At 41.3% G+C, this 23,328-nt stretch carries 16 protein-coding genes; 6 read left to right on the top strand and 10 right to left on the bottom strand.

Annotated elements, in window-relative coordinates:
• Window positions 1-71 precede the first annotated feature (71 nt).
• The 4 genes from MTF70_RS21740 to MTF70_RS21725 all read right to left on the bottom strand — a co-directional run bounded on the left by MTF70_RS21740 (window position 72) and on the right by MTF70_RS21725 (window position 4,619).
• A complete protein-coding gene (locus MTF70_RS21740) occupies window positions 72-1,112 on the bottom strand; it encodes a TIGR01620 family protein (RefSeq protein WP_017636096.1) in 1,041 nt (346 codons plus the stop codon).
• Window positions 1,109-2,485, bottom strand: a complete 1,377-nt coding sequence (locus MTF70_RS21735; RefSeq protein WP_017636097.1) for a YcjX family protein — start codon at window positions 2,483-2,485, stop codon at window positions 1,109-1,111. Before MTF70_RS21735 ends, MTF70_RS21740 begins: the two co-directional genes overlap by 4 nt.
• Before the next feature lie 256 nt (window positions 2,486-2,741).
• Window positions 2,742-2,927 carry a hypothetical protein gene (locus tag MTF70_RS21730; protein WP_054866131.1) on the bottom strand — a complete coding sequence of 62 codons (186 nt, stop codon included), beginning with the start codon at window positions 2,925-2,927 and terminating at the stop codon, window positions 2,742-2,744.
• A 174-nt stretch (window positions 2,928-3,101) separates the two neighbouring features.
• Window positions 3,102-4,619, bottom strand: coding sequence for a fumarate hydratase (locus MTF70_RS21725; RefSeq protein WP_017636098.1), 1,518 nt, complete (start codon window positions 4,617-4,619; stop codon window positions 3,102-3,104).
• A 270-nt stretch (window positions 4,620-4,889) separates the two neighbouring features.
• On the opposite strand from MTF70_RS21725, the gene pabB reads away from it, so the two are divergent.
• Window positions 4,890-6,254: an aminodeoxychorismate synthase component 1 gene (gene pabB, locus MTF70_RS21720; RefSeq protein ID WP_205461190.1), complete on the top strand. Its 1,365-nt coding sequence runs from the start codon at window positions 4,890-4,892 to the stop codon at window positions 6,252-6,254.
• Between the two features lie 360 nt (window positions 6,255-6,614).
• On the opposite strand, the gene MTF70_RS21715 is transcribed toward pabB, so the two are convergent.
• Both MTF70_RS21715 and MTF70_RS21710 read right to left on the bottom strand, forming a co-directional pair.
• Window positions 6,615-8,315 (bottom strand): ATP-binding protein, encoded by a 1,701-nt coding sequence (locus MTF70_RS21715; protein WP_005376903.1) that lies wholly within the window; start codon window positions 8,313-8,315, stop codon window positions 6,615-6,617.
• A gap of 7 nt (window positions 8,316-8,322) precedes the next feature.
• A complete protein-coding gene (locus MTF70_RS21710) occupies window positions 8,323-8,862 on the bottom strand; it encodes a heme NO-binding domain-containing protein (RefSeq protein ID WP_005388282.1) in 540 nt (179 codons plus the stop codon).
• 231 nt (window positions 8,863-9,093) lie between these two features.
• Between MTF70_RS21710 and MTF70_RS21705 the strand changes: the two genes are divergently transcribed.
• From MTF70_RS21705 to MTF70_RS21685, 5 genes are all read left to right on the top strand, one after another.
• Complete coding sequence (locus tag MTF70_RS21705) at window positions 9,094-9,693, top strand: CoA pyrophosphatase (protein WP_005376901.1); 600 nt, start codon at window positions 9,094-9,096, stop codon at window positions 9,691-9,693.
• A gap of 345 nt (window positions 9,694-10,038) precedes the next feature.
• Window positions 10,039-11,292 (top strand): aromatic amino acid transport family protein, encoded by a 1,254-nt coding sequence (locus tag MTF70_RS21700; protein ID WP_005388284.1) that lies wholly within the window; start codon window positions 10,039-10,041, stop codon window positions 11,290-11,292.
• 97 nt (window positions 11,293-11,389) lie between these two features.
• Window positions 11,390-12,751: an L-serine ammonia-lyase gene (locus MTF70_RS21695; protein ID WP_005376899.1), complete on the top strand. Its 1,362-nt coding sequence runs from the start codon at window positions 11,390-11,392 to the stop codon at window positions 12,749-12,751.
• Window positions 12,752-12,962: 211 nt separating this feature from the next.
• On the top strand, window positions 12,963-14,678 hold the full coding sequence (locus MTF70_RS21690; protein WP_054866132.1) for an EAL domain-containing protein: 1,716 nt from the start codon (window positions 12,963-12,965) through the stop codon (window positions 14,676-14,678).
• 94 nt (window positions 14,679-14,772) lie between these two features.
• Complete coding sequence (locus tag MTF70_RS21685; protein ID WP_025767296.1) at window positions 14,773-15,240, top strand: GNAT family N-acetyltransferase; 468 nt, start codon at window positions 14,773-14,775, stop codon at window positions 15,238-15,240.
• A gap of 89 nt (window positions 15,241-15,329) precedes the next feature.
• Here the strand turns inward: MTF70_RS21685 and queD are convergent, their stop codons facing one another.
• The 4 genes from queD to MTF70_RS21665 all read right to left on the bottom strand — a co-directional run bounded on the left by queD (window position 15,330) and on the right by MTF70_RS21665 (window position 23,218).
• Entirely contained in the window at window positions 15,330-15,701 is a 372-nt protein-coding gene (queD, locus tag MTF70_RS21680) for a 6-carboxytetrahydropterin synthase QueD (protein ID WP_017820449.1), read from the bottom strand.
• A gap of 589 nt (window positions 15,702-16,290) precedes the next feature.
• On the bottom strand, window positions 16,291-17,208 hold the full coding sequence (locus tag MTF70_RS21675) for a hypothetical protein (RefSeq protein ID WP_205461189.1): 918 nt from the start codon (window positions 17,206-17,208) through the stop codon (window positions 16,291-16,293).
• A gap of 20 nt (window positions 17,209-17,228) precedes the next feature.
• Window positions 17,229-22,016 carry a PAS domain S-box protein gene (locus MTF70_RS21670; protein ID WP_205461188.1) on the bottom strand — a complete coding sequence of 1,596 codons (4,788 nt, stop codon included), beginning with the start codon at window positions 22,014-22,016 and terminating at the stop codon, window positions 17,229-17,231.
• Window positions 22,016-23,218, bottom strand: coding sequence for an EAL domain-containing response regulator (locus tag MTF70_RS21665; RefSeq protein WP_017820452.1), 1,203 nt, complete (start codon window positions 23,216-23,218; stop codon window positions 22,016-22,018). The genes MTF70_RS21670 and MTF70_RS21665 overlap by 1 nt, the downstream gene beginning before the upstream one ends.
• Window positions 23,219-23,328: the final 110 nt, after the last annotated feature.

The following is a 23,328-nucleotide window of genomic DNA, read 5'->3' as shown; positions in this document are numbered from 1 at the left end:
AAAAGTTGACAGTAGTTTCTATCATGCTTGGAATGGCGTCAAGCAATCCTATCCATCAAAGTTGATATTCGTTACGGTTTCATCGTAATTGATGCAACTTTCGCCGCCACTGCCTTGCGTATGGTGCCCAACTTAACCTGACGGTCAGGATACCAGGGTAGTGGACGCAATAAGGTCATCGCTTTCAAGCCCAAACGTGCCGTTAGAATACCAACACCTAGTCCCTGCCCTGCACGAGCAGAAACTTTGCCAGCAAGATCCATCGACATCAAATCCATACTGGCATCAATAGCGAGCTCACTGGCTCCAGCCGCCGCCATATTGACAAATACCGCTCTTAGTAACTTGATGCGAGAGGCATAACCTAGCTCTACCCCATATACTTTGGAGAGGTTGTCGATCATTTTGAAATTTCGCCACGCCACCAGCAACATATCAGCGGCAGCCAGAGGGCTCACGGCGACTAGGGCCGCACACTCGGTTGCGTGCTGTGATACGATTTTCGTTGCCAACTTGTCTTGTTGGCTCACCACCATCGAGTCATACATATCAAGAATTTCAGCGTCACTATGAGCAGGGTTAATACTGTTCTGCCAACGATCAAAGCCCGGATTCTCTGCCATCACACCACTTTGTTCTGCTACGGTTTCGCAAAAGGCTTTCCCTTTCCCAACGCTCTCACTATTAACAAGTGCTTCTGCTTCTTCTTGAACACTAAAATGATTTCGTAGTTTTCGCAGTTTCCAAAGCTCTTTACCCATAGCTCCTAAACCAAGCGAAGCGATCGCAGCAATAAACCCCGTCCAGCTTAAGGCCAGCCAATCAGAAGCCTGAATTGCGGTTATAACCGAGTCCACCGCTTGCCAGCCAACCAAACCAGCAAAAGTTGCAAATGCGCCAGTCGCGAGCCATTTTCTGCCCGATTTTGGACGAATGACATGCTCGAGTTGCAATTCCTGTTCGGTCTCTTGGTGCGCTTCTTTAACTTCAACAGGTACAAATGTTTCTTTTTCGCCGAATGTTTGCTGCGCCGTCAACTCCGGTTGATTCGATTGCTGATCTTTTTCCATTACTTTTTCAGAGAAAACTTGTTTTTGCTTCAACTCACTCATTTCAATTTATCTCCAATCAGGTAATCCAGTGCTTTGTCTAAGCGTATGTGCTTCACTGGCTCATCATTCGGTGAGGAAATCGGACGAAACGACGTAAAATCAAACCCGTTGTTTTGCCAATAAGCTGCATTTGGTAGCTTTTTCGGCACCTCTCCGGGAAACATAGTCATCGGCTCACCACCCAATGTTGTTCCTTGTAACGCCGGGATGGTCTTATCTCCAGAGGAAATAAACCCCGTCGTGGTTGCTTGGATGGAAGCGATACTCATGCAGCTCATCTCAATATTCTCGTAGGCTGCCGTTTGCCATGCTGGATGCACCATTTGTTGGAGCAGAGACACCAAATTTGGGTGCTGATCGGGCGTGATATGATCCGCTTTTGTAGCAGCAAACAACACTTTGTCGATTTTTGGTGAGAACAAACGACGCAAAAAGCTACTACGACCATAGCGGAAGCTATGCATGATCTGTTCTAGCGCTTGGCGCATGTCGTAAAACGCTTCATCACCGGCATTGAGAGGCTGCAAACAATCCACCAGTACAATCTGGCGATCGAAGGTCGCAAAATGATGCTTATAAAACGCTTTCACTACTTTCTGTTGGTATTCCTGAAAACGGGCTTCTAGCATCGCTAAGTTACTGCCCTTGGGCGCTTTGCTTTCCGAATCAGCACGACACGGAAAAAACTGTAGCACCGGCGCGCCTGCTAGCTCACCAGGTAATACAAAGCGGCCAGGCTGAACCCAATGAAGGCCAGAGTCTTTACAAGAATGAAGGTACTCTGTGTATGTGTGTGCAACTTTCTCAAGTAGTTTCTCATTCACTTCTGCAAAGAGATCCACTTTCTCCAGTTCAGAAAGCCAAGCTTTGGCTAAATCGCCACGCTGGCCTTTAAGTGCATCAAACTGAGTTTGCGACCACGTTGCAAAGTCCATGTCCAATAAAGGCAGGTCGAGCAACCACTCTCCTGGATAGTCGATAATATCAACATTTAAAATTGCGGTTTTACTCAACAGCTTTTTCGTAGTTTTATTTGGTTTGTACTTGAGCGCTAAGCGAATCTCACTCACATCACGTGTCGGAACTGGCCACTGAGGTGGAGTGGCATGAATTTGGCTCATCGCCTCATCGTAAGCAAAGCGTGGCACCATCATATTCGATTGAGGCTCACGCTTCGCCCCAATAAGGCGCTTATCTCTAGCCGCAGTCAAAAGAGGCAAATTGTCATGGGTTGCAGTATGAAGAAGCTGATTCACTAATGACGTGATGAATGCCGTCTTACCGGCACGAGAAAGTCCGGTGACAGCAATTCGAACATTAGAGTCCATACCTCTGTTGATAAAGTCATTAACTTCTTTCTTTATTCTCTTCATTACGCTTCTTTATCTTACTCCACTTTAAAACAACGTTGTCAGCGACTTCGAATTTCGATCTATGAATACTGTTCTATCCCGAATTCTATGAGTTTAACTTTATATACCTTAATAAAAGATGAACAAAACATCCGGCTTGATGCTGTATTAAAAAAAGAAAAGCCCCTGAGTGGTTCAGAGGCTTACTTAATCTACAGCATTAGTAACTCTATATGCGCTGATTACTATGTTAAACAGGAACCCGCTTTCTTTAAGCCTAGTCGTTTTCGATCAACTTATAGATAACAAATAGAGCGATTTCCAAAATCAACCACAACACACATGTGATGGTTACGTACTTTTCATCAAAGATGCTGATACCGTGAAGAATCAAGTCATAGCCAACAAAGCCACCTATCACTACAGCAAGAATAATTTGTAGAATCTGAATAAAACGAGGCATGCCGTCTCCTAATTATTGTTCGCATAACGTTTGATTGCTATGCCTAAAGGTTTATATCCTTAATTATATAGACAAAAAGTGCAGGTTTCGCTGCACTTTTGTCAATTGTTTGCTAGGTAAATCAGCACCTTGTCACATTCTCTCTACTGAGACGCAGCAAGATTGCCCTTTGCCTTATGCTTCCATCTCTTGAATTTTCACTTTCCAAGTGTCTGGACCGATTTGGTGCGCGTTAACACCATTTGAGTCGACAGCCACTGTTACTGGCATATCTTCAACTTCAAATTCGTAAATCGCTTCCATACCTAAATCTTCAAATGCGACAACGCGAGCTTTCTTGATCGCTTTCGCCACCAAGTACGCAGCGCCACCGACAGCCATTAGGTAAACCGCTTTGTGATTCTTGATAGATTCAACCGTTGCAGGGCCACGCTCAGCTTTACCGATCATGCCCATGATGCCTGTTTTTTCTAGCATCATATCGGTGAATTTATCCATACGCGTTGATGTTGTTGGGCCAGCAGGACCAACGACTTCATCACCAACTGCATCGACAGGGCCTACGTAGTAAATAAACTTACCGTTTAGATCTACGCCTTCAGGTAGACCTTCGCCATTATCTAGCATGCCTTGAATACGTTTATGCGCAGCATCACGACCAGTCAGAATTTTACCTGATAGAAGAACCGTTTCGCCTGTCTTCCACTCTTGTACTTCTTCTTTAGTAATTGTGTCTAAGTTTACGCGACGCGTATTTTCGCCCGCTTCCCAAGTAATGTCTGGCCAATCTTCTAGTTTAGGTGGTATTAGCTCTGCTGGGCCGCTACCATCAAGCGTGAAGTGTACGTGACGAGTCGCCGCACAGTTCGGGATCAAACAAACAGGCTTAGAAGCCGCGTGCGTTGGCGCAGTTTTGATTTTAACGTCGACAACAGTCGTCAAACCGCCAAGACCTTGCGCACCGATACCAAGTTTGTTCACGCGATTGAAGATATCCAAACGAAGCTCTTCTTCTGCGTTTTGTGGGCCACGGTCAATAAGCTCTTGAATATCGATGTGTTCCATTAGAGATTCTTTTGCCAATACCGCTGCTTTTTCAGCCGTACCGCCGATACCAATGCCAAGCATGCCAGGAGGACACCAGCCCGCCCCCATTGTTGGTAGCGTTTTTTCTACCCACTCAGCAATATCGTCAGATGGGTTTAGCATCACCATCTTAGTTTTGTTTTCGCTACCGCCGCCCTTCGCAGCGATCTGAATTTCAACTTTATCGCCCGGAACCATGTTGATATGTACGACGGCAGGCGTGTTGTCTTTGGTATTAATACGTTTACCAGCAGGGTCCATAAGTACTGACGCACGCAACGGGTTATCAGGGTTCGTGTACGCTTGTCGAACACCTTCATCTACCATCTGCTGAACCGTCATGTCGGTCGAATCCCATTGCACGCCCATACCGATGTTGACGAAACACGTCACAATACCAGTATCCTGACAAATTGGACGGTGACCTTCTGCGGACATTCGGGAGTTAATTAAGATCTGAGCAATCGCGTCTTTAGCGGCTTGGCTCTCTTCGCGGTGATAGGCTTTTTCAAGAGCTTGAACAAAGTCTAGCGGGTGGTAGTAAGAAATATACTGTAGCGCATCAGCGACACTGCTGATCACATCCTGCTTGCGTATTACCGTCATTACATGCCTCGTTATAGTTATGCTTCCATTATTGGCTTGGCTTCAATCGTGTTTGTTGAGCTTATTGCTCTTTTGAGCTTCGTTTTTTATAAACAATTGTCGAACGGCTGATATCGACACACGAAATGCTGAAGTTGCCTACTTATAAACCATCTCAAAACCCTATGAATAGAGGGAGTTTGGCTATACAGAGGAATATGATACTCTTGCTGCCCATGACATGCCATGCAGTGAACGATCTCTTTGTCACAAATTACACAAATGAACAACATGGACAATCAATTCATTGATTTTAAAGCGCTGGAATACGCACCAGAGTTTGCTCTTCACCTTTTTTCTCGCATTCAACACCAGCCTTGGGCGATGTTGCTGCGTTCTGCATCAGAAACGCATATCGATAGCCGCTTCGATGTATTGGTTGCCAACCCAATTGCAACGTTAGAAACCACTGCCGACAACACACAAGTTGAAACACCATCGAATGCCTATTCAACTCAAGATGACCCATTTGCGCTGCTTCATCAGTTGCAAGAACAGTGGCTTCCTCACGTAGAGTTAAATAAAGAATTGGATTTGCCTTTTGTCGGCGGTGCGCTCGGTTACTTCAGTTACGATTTAGGTCGCCGCGTAGAAACGATGCCAGAAGTGGCAGAAAAGGACCTCAACACGCCGGATATGGCGGTAGGTCTGTATGAATGGGCCGTTGTTGTTGACCACCAGCTAAAAAAAGCATGCTTAGTTGGTCAGAATATCGAGCAAGCTTGGCAGTGGTTAAACGAGCAAAAAGCAGAACAAACCGTTGACTTCGCTTTGTCTGGTGCTTGGCAGTCAAACATGACGAAAGAGAGCTACGCCACTCGCTTTGACCAGGTGCAAGAATACTTGTTGAGCGGTGACTGTTATCAGATCAATTTGGCGCAGCGCTTTAACGCGCCGTATCAAGGCAGTGAGTGGCAAGCGTATCTGAAATTGGAGTCCGCCAACCAAGCGCCATTCTCAGCGTTTATCCGTATGCCTGAGTCTTCGATTTTGAGTATCTCTCCAGAGCGCTTTTTAGAGCTCAAAGATCGCGTCATTGAAACAAAACCAATCAAAGGTACTCGCCCACGCAGCGAAGATCCAAAGCAAGATAATGCTAATGCCCATGACTTGCAGACAGCGGAAAAAGATCAGGCAGAAAACCTGATGATTGTCGATTTGCTGCGTAATGATATTGGTCGGGTTGCATCACCGGGTAGCGTTCACGTGCCAAAGTTGTTCGATATTGAAAGCTTCCCTGCCGTGCATCATTTGGTGAGCACCATTCGTGCAAGTTTGGATGAACAATACGCTCCTGCGGATTTGCTGCGAGCGTGTTTTCCAGGCGGTTCAATTACGGGAGCACCTAAAGTTCGCGCAATGCAGATCATTGAAGAACTGGAGCCGCATCGACGCAGCGCGTATTGCGGCAGTATTGGCTACATTTCACGCCATGGTCGTATGGACACCAGCATTACTATCCGAACTCTTGTAGCGGAAAAAAACAAACTTTACGCTTGGGCTGGCGGCGGCGTCGTGGCAGATAGCGATTGCGCCTCTGAGTATCAAGAAACGTTGGATAAGCTTTCAAAGATTTTGCCAGCGCTGCAATCGTAGGTTTCAACAGCACACAACGCCGCTTTAATGCTATTGACGAAAACAATCCGCCTCCAGAACGGATAATGCCGCTCGTTTAACAGCGAGTGGCATATTTCTGTATCTCATCACCCTGCACAGCGACGAAGGAGCGTGATACAGGTTCTTCTATTCGAGCACTTTGTGGTCAAATTTGTTTCATTACCCGCTCATCGTGCTGCTACTAGATTCTCAGTCTCGCCAAGGCTCGCTAGAATGACCCAAAAAACATCGTTAAATGATCGGCATTATCCAGTGTGGTGCGTTTTTTTGTGTGTTTTATTTGCATGTACTTTAGCTTTTAGCCGTTGGCCAACAAACATACTTTTTAAGAGGCAGCGTCTACTGCTCAAGCCACTTACACATAATCTGTTCGATATCGGTTGCGGTGTACGGCTTAGTGAGGATGTCGTCCATGCCTGAATCAATGCACTTTTGACGCTCTTCGATGGTAGTGCCAGCGGTTAATGCAATAATAGGATGAGTAAAGCCACGCTCTCTCAGATACATCGTCGCCTCATAACCATCCATTTCTGGCATTCGGCAGTCCATGAATATCAGTTCGTAGTCTTTACTTTTCACCGCTTCTAATGCTTCTTTGCCGTTGGCTTTTAAATCAGGTGTAATGTCGAGTTTTTTCAGCATTTGAGTAACAATGACTTGATTCATTCTGATGTCATCAACCACTAATATTGAGCGTCCTGCTAAATCGCTTCGCTCTATGGTGACCAATTCCCCCTCTGCTGTGCCTTGTGCTTGCCCTTCCTCAAGAGGAATAGCAACTTTAAAAGTTGTGCCTTTGCGCTCTTCACTCTCAAAGCTAATTTGACCTTGCATCAAATCCACGAGGTTTTTACAAATCGCGAGACCTAAACCTGAGCCTTCAAAGCTGCGTTTCGCCGAGCGATCAACTTGGACAAATGGGTCAAAGAGTGACGGCTGTGCTTTTATTGGGATGCCAATACCAGTGTCTTCAACCTCAAAATAAGCCGTGCCGTTAAGCCATTCCACACGTAACACGACACCACCCAAGTGAGTAAACTTAATCGCGTTTCCCACCAAGTTAACCAAAATTTGTGTAATGCGCTCTAAGTCACCGACTAAAAATTCAGGGATCCCCAGCTTTTTGTCGATAGAGAAATGGATGCGTTTTTCCGCAGCCTTAGCTGCAAATACACCCATGATGGCTTTTTCAAGCTCCTCCCAGGCAAAAACTTTATGTATGATTTCCATCATACCGGCATTCATCTTACTGAAATCAAGAAGATCATTAATGATAACTCTCAATAAGTCCCCTGATTGAGTCAAATTGCTCAAGTATTGACGCTGCTCTTCTTCTAATTGGGTTCGACTCAATAACTCCGCACTACCCAATACGCCATTGAGAGGAGTTCGCAGCTCATGGTTAATCATGGCGACAAACTCCTTCGTCGCTTTTTCTGATTCCTCAGCCCGCTTTCTCAGCTCGACCTCTCGCTCTAAACTTAAGTGTCGACCAATAACACCATGAACTAAGTCAGACACGAGCTCCATCTGTTTGGAAATAAAAGACTGATCGATTTGATCTTGCAACACAGAGAAAATCAACTCCCCAACCGTTTCCCCATCAATGATAACTGGCAAATGCAAATTCTCTCCCTGCCAATTAGGAGTGGTGAAAATCTCGTTGTTATGACGAAGCTGTAAGTGACCAAAGTGATGACGACGTAATGAGCTCAGCTTTGTAGCGTCAAGAAACAAGTAAGCCGCAGAAATGATCGAGTTAGAAGTGAGCTGCTCAATAAAGCTCGCTATCATTGCTTCATCGAACGTGCTCGATAAAAAAGTACGACCGAACTTAATCAACGTCGCATCAATTTGCTCTTCAAACTCAAACTTACGCAGATCCTTTTTAGATTTCAGCTCTAGCTTTTTCAATGCAACACTGAGTTGCTGGTTGGATTCATATAACTCTAAGCTTTTCTGTTCCAACAGCTGCTCAGCTGCTTTTCTTGATGCAACTTCTCGTTTGAGTTTCCTTTCTAATGAGGAACTTCCCGTCATATTGTTCTTATTGAGCCTCTAACCAAAAACGTACTTTGCTGCCATCTTCTGACTGGTTTTGATGTTTGATATGAACTACCTCACCAAAATGTGCAGCACAGCCTTTTATCAATCCTAAGCATACGTGAGACATACATCTTGCGCTGTGGTAGTCAAATACCAATTGGGATTGGTTTTCACTAATGAAATCAAATTGCGGAGGGTTAGCATCAGGATAGAGCTTCTTAACTTCGACATGAATAAAGTCTTCAACATGGCGAACAAATTGAAACGTCGTTTCACACTGTTGCAAACTGGCGTGACTAGGAATGGAGCGAAGTAAATTCAAAAAGACGCACTCTCCAAACACTTCTTGCAGTTGCTCGGGGGGAACACCAGATACTTTACTGAGATTCACGATCAACTTAACCAAGTCTTTGTGATCGTAACTACCAACAGCGGTGTAAACACCTTCATCGTTAGAAAGATCGAGAACTTGGTCTAACACATCAAGACCGAATTTCTCTTCCACTAACTCCATGAACTCGGTGAAAATAATCCCTTTCATTGGTCAATGCTTGCCCTATAGTGACGTCCTAAAATAAAGAATGGTGTATAACCTTATAAGTTTCAAATTAATATGTTCAAGCAGAGTGAGACACACAACACAAAGAGGGAAAGTGCTGGCGAGTGTTTTAATGCGAATGCTTTATTTGGTAACCAGTAACGATAACGCCATACGCTTTGCCGTCTTTGAGTATAATAAATAATGGTTAGGCACGACAAATAAGGACCCAGTTTGGTTATCGACAAAACTCATTTACTACAGAACTTTCAATTTCGGCTTCCAACGGGCTACCACAAAGAGTCCCTTGCACGACTGAAATGGATGAAAGAAAAGTCCCTGAGAGATGCGGCAGTCTTAATCGGTTTTGTGGAACGTGATGACGGGTTACAAGTCATTCTGACTAAGCGCGCAGCCCACTTACGCCATCATCCGGGACAAATCAGCTTTCCCGGTGGCAAATATGAGCAGGAAGATATTCAGCTCGTGAATACCGCTTTAAGAGAAACCAAAGAAGAAGTTGGGATAGAAGATGAGCATATTCATGTGTTTGGTCAACTGCCTACACTACCAACGATTAGTCAGTTTAATGTGACACCTTTTTTGGCTTTTGTTTCTCCGGAATATAAAACGCATATTGACCCAAATGAAGTAGAGTCAGTTTTTGAGGTTCCAGCCAACCATATTCTGAACCCCAAAAAATTGTATAGCACCAAATTTGACCTAAAAAGAAGCAGTCATCGTGTATTTGCTATCCCATATAGACAGCATTTCATCTGGGGCATGACGGCACAAATTATCGAATCAATGCAAAAACATATTATTTCACATTAAACAGTTGTTGATATCGGTGCTTTTATAGGCGCGATCATTATGCGCATCAATATTAATAAAACGTTGCTTCATAAACATTCATTCACATTAGATTAATTTTCCATTTTCACCGCAAACGCTTGCGGTGAAATAAATTTATACAAACAGCCCTATTGATAAGTTTTTCTAATTTTACTCATTAGCAGAAATCACGAGTAGCACATCATTTTCGTGATAAAAAGCAGGTTTTTGACATATCATTCAATAAGCGTAAGCAATAAATGATTTAGATCTAATTTTCCTAGTGTAAAATCTTGCAAAATTACTCCCGACTTATTTCCTGTTCCCAAAATGAGTAACTAAAAAATGAATACAACTACTTCTGCGGTTTCTACCGCACAATCGTCTAGTAAGTTTTCTTACAAAGACTTTACCTGGTGTCTGTCCCTTTTTGGTACGGCAGTAGGTGCAGGTGTACTGTTCCTTCCTATTAAAGCAGGTGCAGGTGGCTTCTGGCCATTAGTAATCCTAGCCCTAATTGCAGCACCAATGACTTGGTTCGCACACAAATCTTTAGCTCGTTTCGTTCTTTCTGCGAAAAACCCTGAAGCGGACATCACCGACACAGTAGAAGAGCACTTTGGTAAGACTGGCGCAAACCTTATTACGTTCGCTTACTTCTTCGCTATCTACCCAATCGTACTTATCTACGGTGTTGGTATCACAAACACAGTTGACTCTTTCCTAGTTAACCAAATGGGCATGGAATCTATTCCTCGCTGGCTACTTTCTGGTGCACTTATTGCTGCAATGACAGCAGGCGTAGTATTCGGTAAAGAGCTTATGCTGAAAGCAACTTCAGCAATGGTTTACCCTCTCGTGTTCATCCTACTAGCACTGTCTGTATACCTGATTCCTGGTTGGAACACTTCAATGATGGAAGTGTCGCCTGACTGGGGTGCAATGCCAGCTATCGTATGGCTAGCAATCCCTGTTATTGTGTTCTCTTTCAACCACAGCCCAATCATTTCTCAGTTCTCTAAAGAGCAACGTCGTGTATACGGTGATGACGCAGTTAAGAAAACTGACGCTATCACCGGTGGCGCAGCAATGATGCTGATGGGCTTTGTTATGTTCTTCGTTTTCTCTGTTGTACTTTCTCTGTCTCCAGAGCAACTAGCAACGGCGCAAGAACAAAACATCTCTGTTCTCTCTTACCTAGCAAACGTGCATGAATCTCCACTGATCTCTTACATGGGTCCATTGGTTGCTTTCGCAGCGATCACCTCTAGCTACTTTGGCCACTTCTTGGGTGCGCACGAAGGTCTAGTTGGTCTAGTGAAATCTCGTTCAAAATCACCAGTAAGTAAGATCGAGAAGATGTCTCTAATCTTCATTGTAATCACAACTTGGATCGTTGCTATCGTTAACCCAAGCATCCTAGGTATGATTGAAACAATGGGTGCACCGATGATTGCGGCAATCCTATTCTTGATGCCAATCTTCGCAATGCAAAAAGTTCCTGCGATGGCTAAGTACAAAACTTCAGCACCTGTGCAAATTTTCACAGCAATCTGTGGTCTTGCTGCAATTAGTTCTGTAATCTACGGCGCTCTTTAATCATCTCTGCCCAGTGCAGTATGATTAATCCAAAAATATAACGATAAAATTAAGCCTCCCAACTCCCCTTGGGAGGCTTTCTTCTGAGGTAATCGATATGATTAGTGTTTTTGATATCTATAAAATCGGTGTTGGACCTTCAAGCTCACACACTGTAGGCCCAATGAAAGCGGGTAAAGAGTTTATTGATGATCTTCGTGCAATGGGAAAACTGCGCGACATCACTAAAATCACCGTTGACGTTTATGGATCACTATCACTGACAGGGAAAGGTCACCACACAGATATTGCTATCATCATGGGTCTTGCAGGCAACACTCCTGAGAAAGTTGATATCGATTCTATCCCGGGCTTTATCGCTCGTGTAGAAGAAACTGAACGCCTTCCTGTTGGCATGCACTGTCACACAGTATCGTTCCCACGTGAAGGTGGAATGAACTTCCACAAAACAAACCTAGAGCTACACGAAAACGGCATGCAGATCCACGCTTGGATTGATGACGAAAAAGCGTACTCAAAAACTTACTACTCTATCGGCGGTGGTTTCATCGTTGATGAAGAAAATTTCGGTAAAGAAGCTGAGAACCCAGTAAAAGTACCTTACCCGTTTACAACGGCAGAGGAACTGGTTAACCAATGCCACGAAAGTGGATTGTCCATCAGCGCACTAACCATGAAGAATGAGCATGCGCTTCATTCAGATGAAGAAACTCGTACTTATTTCGCGAACATCTGGCGCACAATGCGCGAGTGTATGGATCGCGGTATGAATGAAGAAGGTATTTTGCCTGGTCCACTACGCGTGCCTCGTCGTGCAGCAGCACTTCGCCAGCAGCTACTTACTTCAGAAAAGACAACAAACGACCCAATGTCTGTTGTTGATTGGGTAAACATGTTTGCTTTCGCAGTAAACGAAGAGAACGCAGCAGGTGGCCGCGTTGTTACAGCACCAACTAACGGTGCGTGTGGCATCATCCCTGCGGTACTGGCTTACTACGATAAGTTCATCCAAACTGTGACTGAAAAAGATTACATCCGTTACTTTGCAGCTTCTGGCGCAATCGGAGGTCTTTACAAGCGTAACGCGTCTATCTCTGGTGCAGAGGTTGGCTGTCAGGGTGAAGTTGGCGTGGCATGTTCTATGGCAGCAGCAGGCCTTGCTGAGCTTATGGGTGGTAGCCCAGAGCAAGTATGTATGGCAGCAGAAATCGCGATGGAGCACAACTTAGGTCTAACGTGTGACCCAGTTGCAGGTCAGGTTCAGGTTCCATGTATTGAGCGTAACGGTATTGCGGCAGTAAAAGCAATCAACTCTACTCGCATGGCACTACGTCGCTCTTCAGCTCCAACTGTTTCTCTAGATAAGGTTATCGAAACCATGCTAGAAACAGGTAAAGACATGAACGCGAAATACCGCGAAACATCTCAAGGTGGTCTAGCAATCAAAGTGATTTGCTAACACGCCTTTCTGAATACCAATCAAAACCCGAGTTTATGCTCGGGTTTTTTTATACCTAAAAAACCCAGGAAAATGCGTTATCAGGACAAGTAAAAAAAACCTAAAACGTTGAATATATCCAAATATTATGGATATCTCAGTAAAAAATCACATATCTTCCCTAGCTTTATTGATAACGTAGCCAAAAATTAAACTTGGAGCACATCAACACATGATTAGGTTTGAAATTGGAAACCAAATCTGCGTTTGCTTGTCCGAAAACGAAATATCTCTAGAGCTCAATCAGTCACTCCACCACTCCATTCCTGTCAACCCAAATGAGTACGCCATTCTGTCAACTATCGCCACATACGGCAGTTTAAATACGCCGATTAGTCAGCGGTTAATAGAAAGCAAAATCACTCAACAATACAAAATGACACTGCCTGAAAATGGCTTTAAAAACGCGGTGGCCGCTCTAAGAAAGAAATTTCGCAAGCTCACGGAAGAACACTTAACCACTAACAAAAACATTATCGAAAACATTCACCGGACCGGATACTTCATCCCTTTTACTATGCAAAACAACCATCAGAATGGCATCGAACATCAACAGAAGATCAATCAATACACAACCAATAGTCTTCGCAAAGCGCTTCGTATTTGCCTGCGTAATAAAAAGATCTATTCAGAAGCAATGTGGGTTGTGTTGATCACTGCGATCATTTTCTTTGCTATCTGTTACTACGCGATAAACAGCATCGTTAAACATAATTATCTGGATAACGCCTTCGAAATTGCAGAGAACCTTTCCCGCAGGAGTTGCTTTGCTAATGAAAGCGAACTGAAGTCACTATTTGATAATGTGAAGTTGGTGGAATCGAGCATGATGCTAGATCGTTTCAATATTCGATGCTTAGTCACTCCAGAAACCGTTGTCCCTGTCAGCAAAAAAGCCTTTGAAGAGTGGAGTAACAATAACAATTACACTACCCAATCATTTGACTTAAATAACGCAACCGTTTTGGTTCGTGTTAAAAACATTAACTTATCCGACAATGTTGAAAATCATATTTCACGTTTTTTTCTTTCTGGTATGAAGCTATCAACGAATACCGGAACGTCGTTAGAGATTGGTAACACCAATGAACGCTTTTTCAATTATCACGTAAAGAATAGTGGCTATAAAGAGGTGTATTACATCTCTGGACCGTTTCAAAGTATCATTCTACTGAGCTTACTTTTTCTCATTATACTGCGTCACCGCTCCCTACAAGCCTTTATGGCTTACTTGTGCGCAATTCGACAATTCAAAATAAAACTGGAGCCGATTTATAACACTTCGGCACAAAAGATTGTGCACTACGAAGCCCTCTCCCGGTTTAAGGTAAAAAATACGCAACGGTTTATTGAAACACTGATCCGCAATGGATTGCTGCTAACTCATACCTTACTGGTGATTGATTCCATCTACACCAAACAAAAAGCGTTGCCCATCCCTATCAGCATTAACGTTTGTCCTTCTTTGCTGCGAGGGCGTAACTTTTCAATCCTATATAGAGAGCTATCTAATCGGGATTGCCGTTTGCTGACAATCGAAATCACAGAAAATGCATCGATGTACTATACCTCTGAGATTTATGGCAATGTCGCAAAACTAAAAGCTCTGGATTGTAAAATCAGTATTGATGACTTTGGCACCGGCAATAATAACGTGGCGCTTATCAGCAAGCTGAATCCGGACTACCTCAAAATCGACCGAGAATTTGTTATTGGCCTAAAATCTGATGATAAAAAGATAGAAACCTTGCGTCAGTTAATTGCTATGGGCAATACGTATCGCTGCACGGTCATTGTTGAAGGCGTAGAAACGGCAGACAGTGCTTACTTACTCACAACATTGGGCGCCTATATTCACCAAGGTTATTATTACCCTCTTCATTGCTAGCTTTTCTTCACTCGGTTAGTTACTTAAAATAGATTTAATACTCTATAAAAACTCGTGGTGGCATAACGGTATGCCGCCAATTTGTGATTGAGCGATGATTGCGATTAAACCCACCAAACTGAAAGATTTTTCAAGTTTGATGCAATTGGATGTACAAGAAGAGCAAAAAGGATTTTTTACACCGTTTGAAATGGCTTACCAAAAACGCAGTAAGTCAGAGGCGTTCTTTACGATTTATTCTGATGACCTATTAGTAGGCTATCTTGTTATCGATAAAGGTTTCTCCCAACATGCGCCGTTTGCTAAACGATACGAACTGGAGCTTAAATACTTGATGATTGATCAACGTTTCCAACGTCAAAGGGTTGGGAGTGAGGCATTGCGTAAACTGTTCCTTTATGCGTATACCATTAACCCTAAAAGCACCTCTCTTTGCGCCACTGTCCCACAAAGTCAGCAATACGCTATCAGTTTTCTTGATGCGTGCGGATTCATTAATACAGAGGAAACAACATTGGGTGATAATGAAAAAGAATGGATTCTACGACACCCATTAAGCTAGCTGGTGAAGCATAATCAAAATTGGGCCATTCAGACACAACAAAGGCAAGCTTCTCGCTTGCCTTTGTTTAATGCTCAATAGAAAGTGACTTATTCACCTTTGTAAATACAACCCGCTGTGCACGTTTCTTTGATTTCTACTTTACTTAGCAGTGGTAAGCTTGGCTTAAGCTGCTGCCAAATCCATTTTGCTAACACTTCGCTAGTCGGGTTCTCTAACCCTTCAATGTCGTTTAGGTAGTAATGGTCTAAGCGATTGTAAATTGGTTTAAATGCAGCTTTGATCTCTGCAAAATCCACTACCCAACCTGTATGTGGATCAACTTCACCTTCTACATAAAGACGAACAAGGAAAGAGTGTCCGTGCAAACGACCACACTTGTGACCTTCTGGTACGTGTGGCAAATGGTGTGCTGCTTCGAACATAAACTCTTTGTATATTTCAGATGTATAAGATGACAACTTAGTAAACCTCTGTTTTAAATGACTTTTCACACCGCGATTTGAGTATTAATACGTCTCGATAGAAACACTCACATACACGCTGTATTTCTCATACTCCTCGATGTACAAAAAATCCTAATGATGGAGCAGAGAGCGATAAATAACGACACGGTTATTATCCTTAGCACAGAACCAACGTGCAAGCTTTCTAAAAGTAAGTTCATGACAAAAAGAACTCTCAATGCAACCCATTTAGTAGATACTAGTTATTCTTTCTTCATATCACCAGTCATACTCAAGGACGATAACTGGCTATTGGCATCGTGCTTACATTGAACACTGTAGAACGTCTCATTGTGTTCAAAAGTACCCATACGAGTTTTTCTATATGCAATCAGACAACTTCAGCTTAAAATTATCGTAGGTTACCAACGGCTAACAAATACACCCAGTCGATCGCGCGAGTTGATTAGTGTTAATAAATTAGTCCTAGTTCGTAAAGAACGCCGACAAACCAGAAGCTATCGAAAAAATATAAATTAAAAAGAAAATTATATGAAACATGCTGTCGAGATATTAATTAATAAAAATTATAACATCTCTATTCTTATTGAGCGTCTTTTATAGCTTCAATAACTGTATCGTCTAAGTTTTTATTATATAAATGTTTCTTACATCCGATTTTAACCTGAAGCTCTAAATTAGATATATTTTTGTACAAATCATGGTATAGATTATTAAAATCCATAGTGTTTATATCATGAACTAATATAGTAAAGATGCTATCATTTAGTCTGGCTATATAATTATCACCTCTTTGAAAATTTTTTAAAATTTCACATAAATTGTATAAATTACTCTTATAAGAATCTCCACTCTCATCCAATATACCCAGTGCATCAATAGCAATTATATATAATGGAACACCAACGGTTCTGACATCGCTCTGCTCTTTTTCTAAAAATATAGACCAACCTAATCTATTAAAAAAACCAGTCTCAGCGTCCTTAAACTGAATTGGGAGGTGATACATTTGTCTACTCGCCGCGGTATTTCTCTCTATTTCCATACACAGCATGCTAGACAAAAGCTTTGAAATAAGCTCTACCGTGGCTTGCCCATCAGATGGAATAGATTTATGAACTGCAGTATCTATAGCACACAATGTTCCAAACAACTCCCCATCAGGGTAACAGATAGGGATTCCAACATAAGAGCAAATACTTAGCTGTTGGTTTATAGGTGCACATTTGTAATTTTCAATAGCTTGCACAGAAGGAGCCCACCTAGGCCCGTTACCTTGTACCATTCGGCTACAAATCGAATCGCTCCAAACCAACGTCGATAGCTCCTTAATATTGTACTTGTCGCTTTCTACCTGCAAAATGATCCAATCTTCTTCATTTTTTCTTGTTAACATCCAGGCGCCAAATCCATACTTTTTATGAAGATACTTCAGTGTAAAGCGACTAGCTTCTTCGAAGGAGTCGAAAGGAGCTTGATCTATCGTATTTGAGTTAAACATCCATATCTCCTAAAGGAACGCTAAATTATATTCTCTTGCATTAACTGGCTCTCAACCTGTTTAATGAGCTGCTTTATCTCTCTCATAAGAGAGTCAACTTTCGTAGCATTGACGTAGTTTTCTTCTAACCTTTTGAATAAAACCCCTAATGACAACACCCCACTTGATGTAGCCGCGCCCTTAGCTCCATGAGCAAGGTTTCTCACTAGTTCAAGGTTAGCCTCTTTAATGGCAACTTCTAGCTTCTCTATGTCTCGAACAATATTATCCCAAAACATTGAGAGCACTGCTTTCTGCATCTCCACATTGTCAGACCCGATAACGGCGGATAGATGATCATAATCGATCAATTTAGAGAAATTAGCCTTCTCAATTGAATTCATCTGCGATGTTTCAATCAGCTTTGTATCACTCTTGTTTCTTAATGTTTTTCCCCTTAAGCGTAACGACAGCACTTTATTCAACGTTTTTAACTCCACAGGTTTAGTTATGTAGTCATCCATACCGGCTTCTAAACAATGCTCAGCCTCACCTAACATTGCATTAGCGGTAAGGGCGATAATTAGTGTTCTCCCCTCGCCCCTCATTTCCTCTACTCGCCTTATTTCTGATGTCAACTCAAATCCATCCATCCTTGGCATATGACAATCTGTTAATACTAAGTCATAATCTCCCTCTGACCATCGTTCAAAAGCCTCTTTTCCATCAGAAGCCATATCATAACTGAAACCAAGATGGTCCAGCTGTTGAGATAGAACTAACTGGTTAGTCGGTTGATCTTCAGCACAAAGTATAGTGATGCCACTTTTATCCTTATCATTCGAATCAAACTGACAATTATCTTTACCATAAAGGCACTCAGACCAATCAAAGTCAGGGCTTTCTTTTCCAGATAACACCGCAAGGGCCGTAATAAAATCACTGGGTTTGAAAGGATGTGTACCAATCACATACTTATTAGGTTTAATATAACCTTTAATTGCTGTTGGATTATCTATGACTTCTAGAACACGGAATTTACTATTTTCATCTAATTGGTTTGCTTGGTCACCAATATAAATAATGCTCGACTCACTCTGATTCGTTAATTTTTCAATCTCATCAAAAATATCTGCCACCTTGAGGTCCAAAATCATTTTTCTGACAATATGAGATAAGTTTTCATCATCGATTTTTAATACAACTTTAAAACTCGATAGTTCATAACTGTAGAGTGCTGGCGAGGATTCATTAGGCTCTGCGGGAATGGAGAATGAAAAACAGCTTCCGTAACCAAGCTTGCTTGAAACTTCTATTTGTCCTCCCATAAGCTCAACAAAGGATCTGCTAATACTAAGCCCTAAACCTGTACCTCCAAATTTTCGTGTAGTTGAGCTGTCCGCTTGAACGAAAGGAGTAAAGAGTCGAGACACTTGCTCTGGGCTCATTCCTACTCCATTATCGTCAACTGAGATTCTTAAACTATTGTTTTGATAACTTACACATAATTTGATAACTCCTTTTTTCTCTTCGCTACTTGTAAATTTGATAGCGTTACCTAACAAATTTAGAAGGACTTGACGAATTCTAACGGTGTCTAGCAGTAGTTCTTGAGGAATTGTATTTTCGAAATAAAGATACAAACCGATACCTTTCTGATGAGCGTTAACCCATAAGGCATCTAGGGTTTTTTCAATTAAACTGAGAATATTTACAGTGGTAAGGTCAAGCTCGATTTTTCCTGACTCTATTTTTGAAAAGTCTAATATGTCGTTTATTATCTCTAGCAAAGAAAACGATGAATCACGTATTGTACGAACCATACTGTGCTGATCTGTACTCAGATTTGTTTCTTTAAGTAAATCAACCATACCGATTACACCATTCATAGGCGTACGTATTTCATGACTCATGGTAGCGAGAAAACGAGACTTCGCAGCATTAGCCTGTTTTGCCGATAAGGTTTCACGCTCTAAAGCAGCTTGAGCATCCTTCTCATCAGTGATATCCACGTTAACTCCAAAAACCATCTCATTACCAGATTCTTTGTCGAAGACAACATCTCCAGCCGCTTTTATCCACCGAATTTGATCTGTATCTTGATTAATTATTCTAAACTCAGCGTTGAATACTTCCTTGGTTTCTAGAGATTTAGTAAAGGCATTTGTTGCTTGTTCGTAATCGTCTGGATGTATTGCTCCTTCCCAATCTTTTACTGAAAGCTTAGTGCCTTTTTGGACGCCATAAAGCTCATACATCTTATCGTCCCACTTAAAAACTCCTGATTCCGTGTTCAGCACCCAATTGCTAATTCCTCCTGCATCCGAAGCTAGGCGCATACCCCTTAATAACTCATCTCTAGATCTTTTCGCCGATCGAAGCTCTTTCTCAATTTTCTTTCGATTAGATATATCTTCTATTACTGATATAAAATATTTAGGTTGATTATCATCGTCTAAAACAGCCGATACAGAAACCGTAGCCCAAAATATTCCTTTTTCTTTACTAAGATATCGCTTGTCTATTGAAAAACTACGCTTTTTACCTTCAATTAATAAAGACATCATTGCTCGACTTTTTTTGAGGTCGTCGAGATGAGTAACCTCTTCTACTGACATACAAAGTAATTGCTTTTCACTGTAGCCAAATATGTCACACATTTTATCGTTAACTTCGATGAAACTTCCCTCTAAACTAACACGACAAATTCCTACAGCGGCTTGGCTAAAAGCGGCTCTGTAGATAACTTCTCGTTCACGTAGTTCGTTTTGAAGCATTAATTCTCGTTGCTTTGTATCCTCTTGACTAGTTATATCTTTTATAATCCCAACAAACACTTGAGAGTCATCAACCTTAGTTTCTCCTACAGATATCTCTATTGGAAAAACACGTCCTGACTTATGCAAACCTTTAACTTTTCTTGGAGTTCCAATTAACTTCTTATCACCAGTAAACAAAAACTTACGAATATATTCATCATGTTCATGAGCATAACTGGATGGCATAAGTATAGAAACATTCTCTCCGATTAGTTCTTCTCTAACACGTCCAAATATAAGTTCAGTTGATCGATTAATATCTAATACAATTCCATTTTTGTCGATAACAACGGTGCCATCTAAAGCGGTATCAAATACCGTTCTTAATCGAGTCTCAGACTCTCTAGCTTCTTTTGTTCTAGTTTGTATTTCTCTTTCCAGCTTAATCTTTGTCTCTTCTTCACGTCTTTTTATCTCTGTTATATCAGTAATGATACCAATGAAATGTGTGATTTTATTTTCATCATCAAAAACTGGGTCAATTCTTAAATTATTGTAGAATAATGTTCCATCTTTACGGTAGTTCCGCAAAATAACAGATATAGATGAGTTGTTTTTTAGAGCCTCACGTATCGCCTCCAAACCATCTTGATCTTTATCGTCACCTTGTAAAAATCGACAGTTTCTACCAAGAACTTCCTCTTTAGAATAACCTGTAAGAATTTCAAAAGCTCTATTTGCAAAAATAATTGGATAATCTTCCCGATTAATATCAGTAACAATTATTCCTGATGCTGTAGAGTCTATTGCTTTACTCTGAATATCTAACAAAAACTTTTGTTCATCCGTTTCTTTCGTCAGCCTTTCTCTTTCGATAACAATTTCTTTTAAATTATTAAGCTCTGCTACCATAACCGCTAGTTCATTTTTACCGTAAATAGCAGGAAGCTCTATATTCTTCTCTCCACTTGCTAATCGCTTAATACTCAGCGCTAAGGCACTTAGCGGACGAGCAATCTGTTTGCCCAAATAGAATGATACTAGTAAAATCAAACCCAAAATTAGTATTGAAAGAAGCAATGTATTTTTAAAAAGGGAGTCAGACTCGTAAAATGCTTCATCAACACCAACACGAATCATTGCAGACCAACCCAGACCAGGGTAATCATAAGCACCACTGGTATGTGCGTAACCTGTAACTTGTTGCACTTGTTTTCGAAAATGTCTTGAAATATTAGACCCACTGAGCCCTGCGACCGCCAGTCTTGCTCCCTCGACACCATTATTTGCTAGATTCAAACGACTTAAGACACTAAAATCTCGTGTATATCTTGACTTACTCTGTCCAACAGGATCATAGTCCACGATAATTCTTCCTTGATCATCAAGGATGGTTAGCTCTGCACTTTGCAGCCCTCGGCTTGAAAGTAGCTCATATGTTTCCTCAACTATCTTTTCGACCGCGCTAAAATCGACGACATTTACCCAAAGTCCTATACTTTGACCATTAGCGTTGCGAATAACTGATGCAAAAAGCATATCGAAAGAGTTAGAGTCATTATCAATCAAATATCGATTCGGACCCGTTACATAACTGCTTTCTGGTTGCTCTGGCTCAAGCGTAAGACCATTCATAGCCTCTTGAAACCAGATGCTATCACGTATTTTACTAGGGCTTATATCAAGATCTATGAGTTCCTTTCCAAAAGGATTTTCAGAGTTGCTAGCTAAAACATTTCCATTAGAATCAAATATTATTACTCGTCTATACACCTTATAATTTCTTACAAAATCATTTAGGTTATCTATAACTTTAGGACTGAGAGCGTTTTTGTCTAAATAATTCACTTCAAATTGACCTAAAGAAAGTTTAAAAGCCTGTACATCGTGATATCGTTCAAATAAATTTCTCTCTATTAGTCTAATTAATAAAGTGGCTTCCCTTTCTATATTTGTTAAAGTGGTATCCTGAAGAATATCTTTACCTTTCCAAGAAACAAATGTAACCGCACTTAGCATAACCAAACTTAATATAAAAAATAATAAAGGTAACTTAATAGAAAACTTCATTAACGACTCTCACTATTAAAGTTAAATTCATTAATTACATTTATTATTTCACTAGACTTAGTTGGTCTGTAATAAAAATATCCCTGTCCTATTTCACAACCCTTACTAATTAGAAACTCCTCCACCTCAATGCTTTCAATACCTTCTGCAACAACTGACATTCCTAGCGCTTTTCCCATTGCTATACTTTGCTCAACAATCGCAGCAGACTTAATGTTAGTGAGACAGTTAAAAACAAACTCTTTATCTATTTTTATTTCATTAAATGGGATCGTATGTAACTTAGCTATTGATGAGTACCCAGTACCAAAGTCATCGATAGATAACTTAAATTTCATAATTCTCAACCTGAGCATTTGAGTATCGACAATAGTCGGGCTGGAGCTTATTGCTGTTTCAGTTAACTCACAAATAATGTTTTCATGTGGAATACCATACTTATCAACCGTTCTACAGAGCCAATTGGGAAAGTCATTATTTTCTAAAACTTTCCCTGATATATTAAACGCATATGTTAGATCACAAAAAGAGTCATAGTTTTCTGATATTTCTTTCAAGGCCTTATCAATAACATTCTTCGTAAGATCAAGTATGATAGAAGGAGACCTTTCTGCTGTGGGAATAAAACTATCCGGTGGGATCAATGAACCTTGGTCATCACTAATTCGTGCTAAAATTTCTACACCTTTCATCTTTCTTGACGCCAGATCTACTTGAGGTTGAAAGTAAGCTTCAATTTTCTGTGCTTCTAGGTATTTAACTAGTTCATCTTCAGGCAGTTCGAAAAGTTGTGTTTCTGTACGTTTAAGAGTGGGTAACGCTTCAATTCCCTCTATGATATTTTGAACCACTTTAAACGTTATAGGTTTTTCTACACACCCTATAATGTTCAAGTCATAAAAGCGCGCTAAGTTAGATGTAGATGCTAAGATTTCTTGTTCTTCACTACTAATGATTATGACAGCACCTGGAAACTTCATGGTACCTAAAAACATCAGGACCTCGAAGCCATCCTCTACTGGCATATTCAAGTCACAAAAAATTACGTCGAATTCGTCAAACGCCACAAGCTCCTTTGCTTTCTTGCCATTTTCAGCTTCTAAAACTTTCTTTATACCTAAGTTATTCAAACAGATCGTTAATGTTTTCCTGACCACTGGCTGATCGTCAACTACGAGTATCTTATATTCTGAAGTCTTCACGCTATCCTCCCCTTCAGAAAGATGTGAGCCACTAACTACAAGTACTTCACTTCTATCAATTTTCAGTGTAGATGCGAGCAACGGTTTATGCCAAAATTACGCGTGATTAC

Source organism: Vibrio sp. 2CM40D (assembly GCF_023161825.1).
GTDB lineage: Bacteria > Pseudomonadota > Gammaproteobacteria > Enterobacterales > Vibrionaceae > Vibrio > Vibrio alginolyticus.
Note: the sequence above shows the minus strand (reverse complement) of the source record. Positions and strands in the feature narration are given on the sequence as shown.

Coding starts and splice junctions, on each gene's coding strand:
- MTF70_RS21740 (WP_017636096.1), bottom strand. CDS start 1,112: ATGAGTGAGTTGAAGCAAAAACAAGTTTTCTCTGAAAAAGTAATGGAA.
- MTF70_RS21685 (WP_025767296.1), top strand. CDS start 14,773: ATGATTGCGATTAAACCCACCAAACTGAAAGATTTTTCAAGTTTGATG.
- MTF70_RS21695 (WP_005376899.1), top strand. CDS start 11,390: ATGATTAGTGTTTTTGATATCTATAAAATCGGTGTTGGACCTTCAAGC.
- MTF70_RS21730 (WP_054866131.1), bottom strand. CDS start 2,927: ATGCCTCGTTTTATTCAGATTCTACAAATTATTCTTGCTGTAGTGATA.
- MTF70_RS21675 (WP_205461189.1), bottom strand. CDS start 17,208: ATGTTTAACTCAAATACGATAGATCAAGCTCCTTTCGACTCCTTCGAA.
- MTF70_RS21715 (WP_005376903.1), bottom strand. CDS start 8,315: ATGACGGGAAGTTCCTCATTAGAAAGGAAACTCAAACGAGAAGTTGCA.
- MTF70_RS21735 (WP_017636097.1), bottom strand. CDS start 2,485: ATGAAGAGAATAAAGAAAGAAGTTAATGACTTTATCAACAGAGGTATG.
- MTF70_RS21710 (WP_005388282.1), bottom strand. CDS start 8,862: ATGAAAGGGATTATTTTCACCGAGTTCATGGAGTTAGTGGAAGAGAAA.
- MTF70_RS21700 (WP_005388284.1), top strand. CDS start 10,039: ATGAATACAACTACTTCTGCGGTTTCTACCGCACAATCGTCTAGTAAG.
- MTF70_RS21725 (WP_017636098.1), bottom strand. CDS start 4,619: ATGACGGTAATACGCAAGCAGGATGTGATCAGCAGTGTCGCTGATGCG.
- MTF70_RS21670 (WP_205461188.1), bottom strand. CDS start 22,016: ATGAAGTTTTCTATTAAGTTACCTTTATTATTTTTTATATTAAGTTTG.
- MTF70_RS21690 (WP_054866132.1), top strand. CDS start 12,963: ATGATTAGGTTTGAAATTGGAAACCAAATCTGCGTTTGCTTGTCCGAA.
- pabB (WP_205461190.1), top strand. CDS start 4,890: ATGGACAATCAATTCATTGATTTTAAAGCGCTGGAATACGCACCAGAG.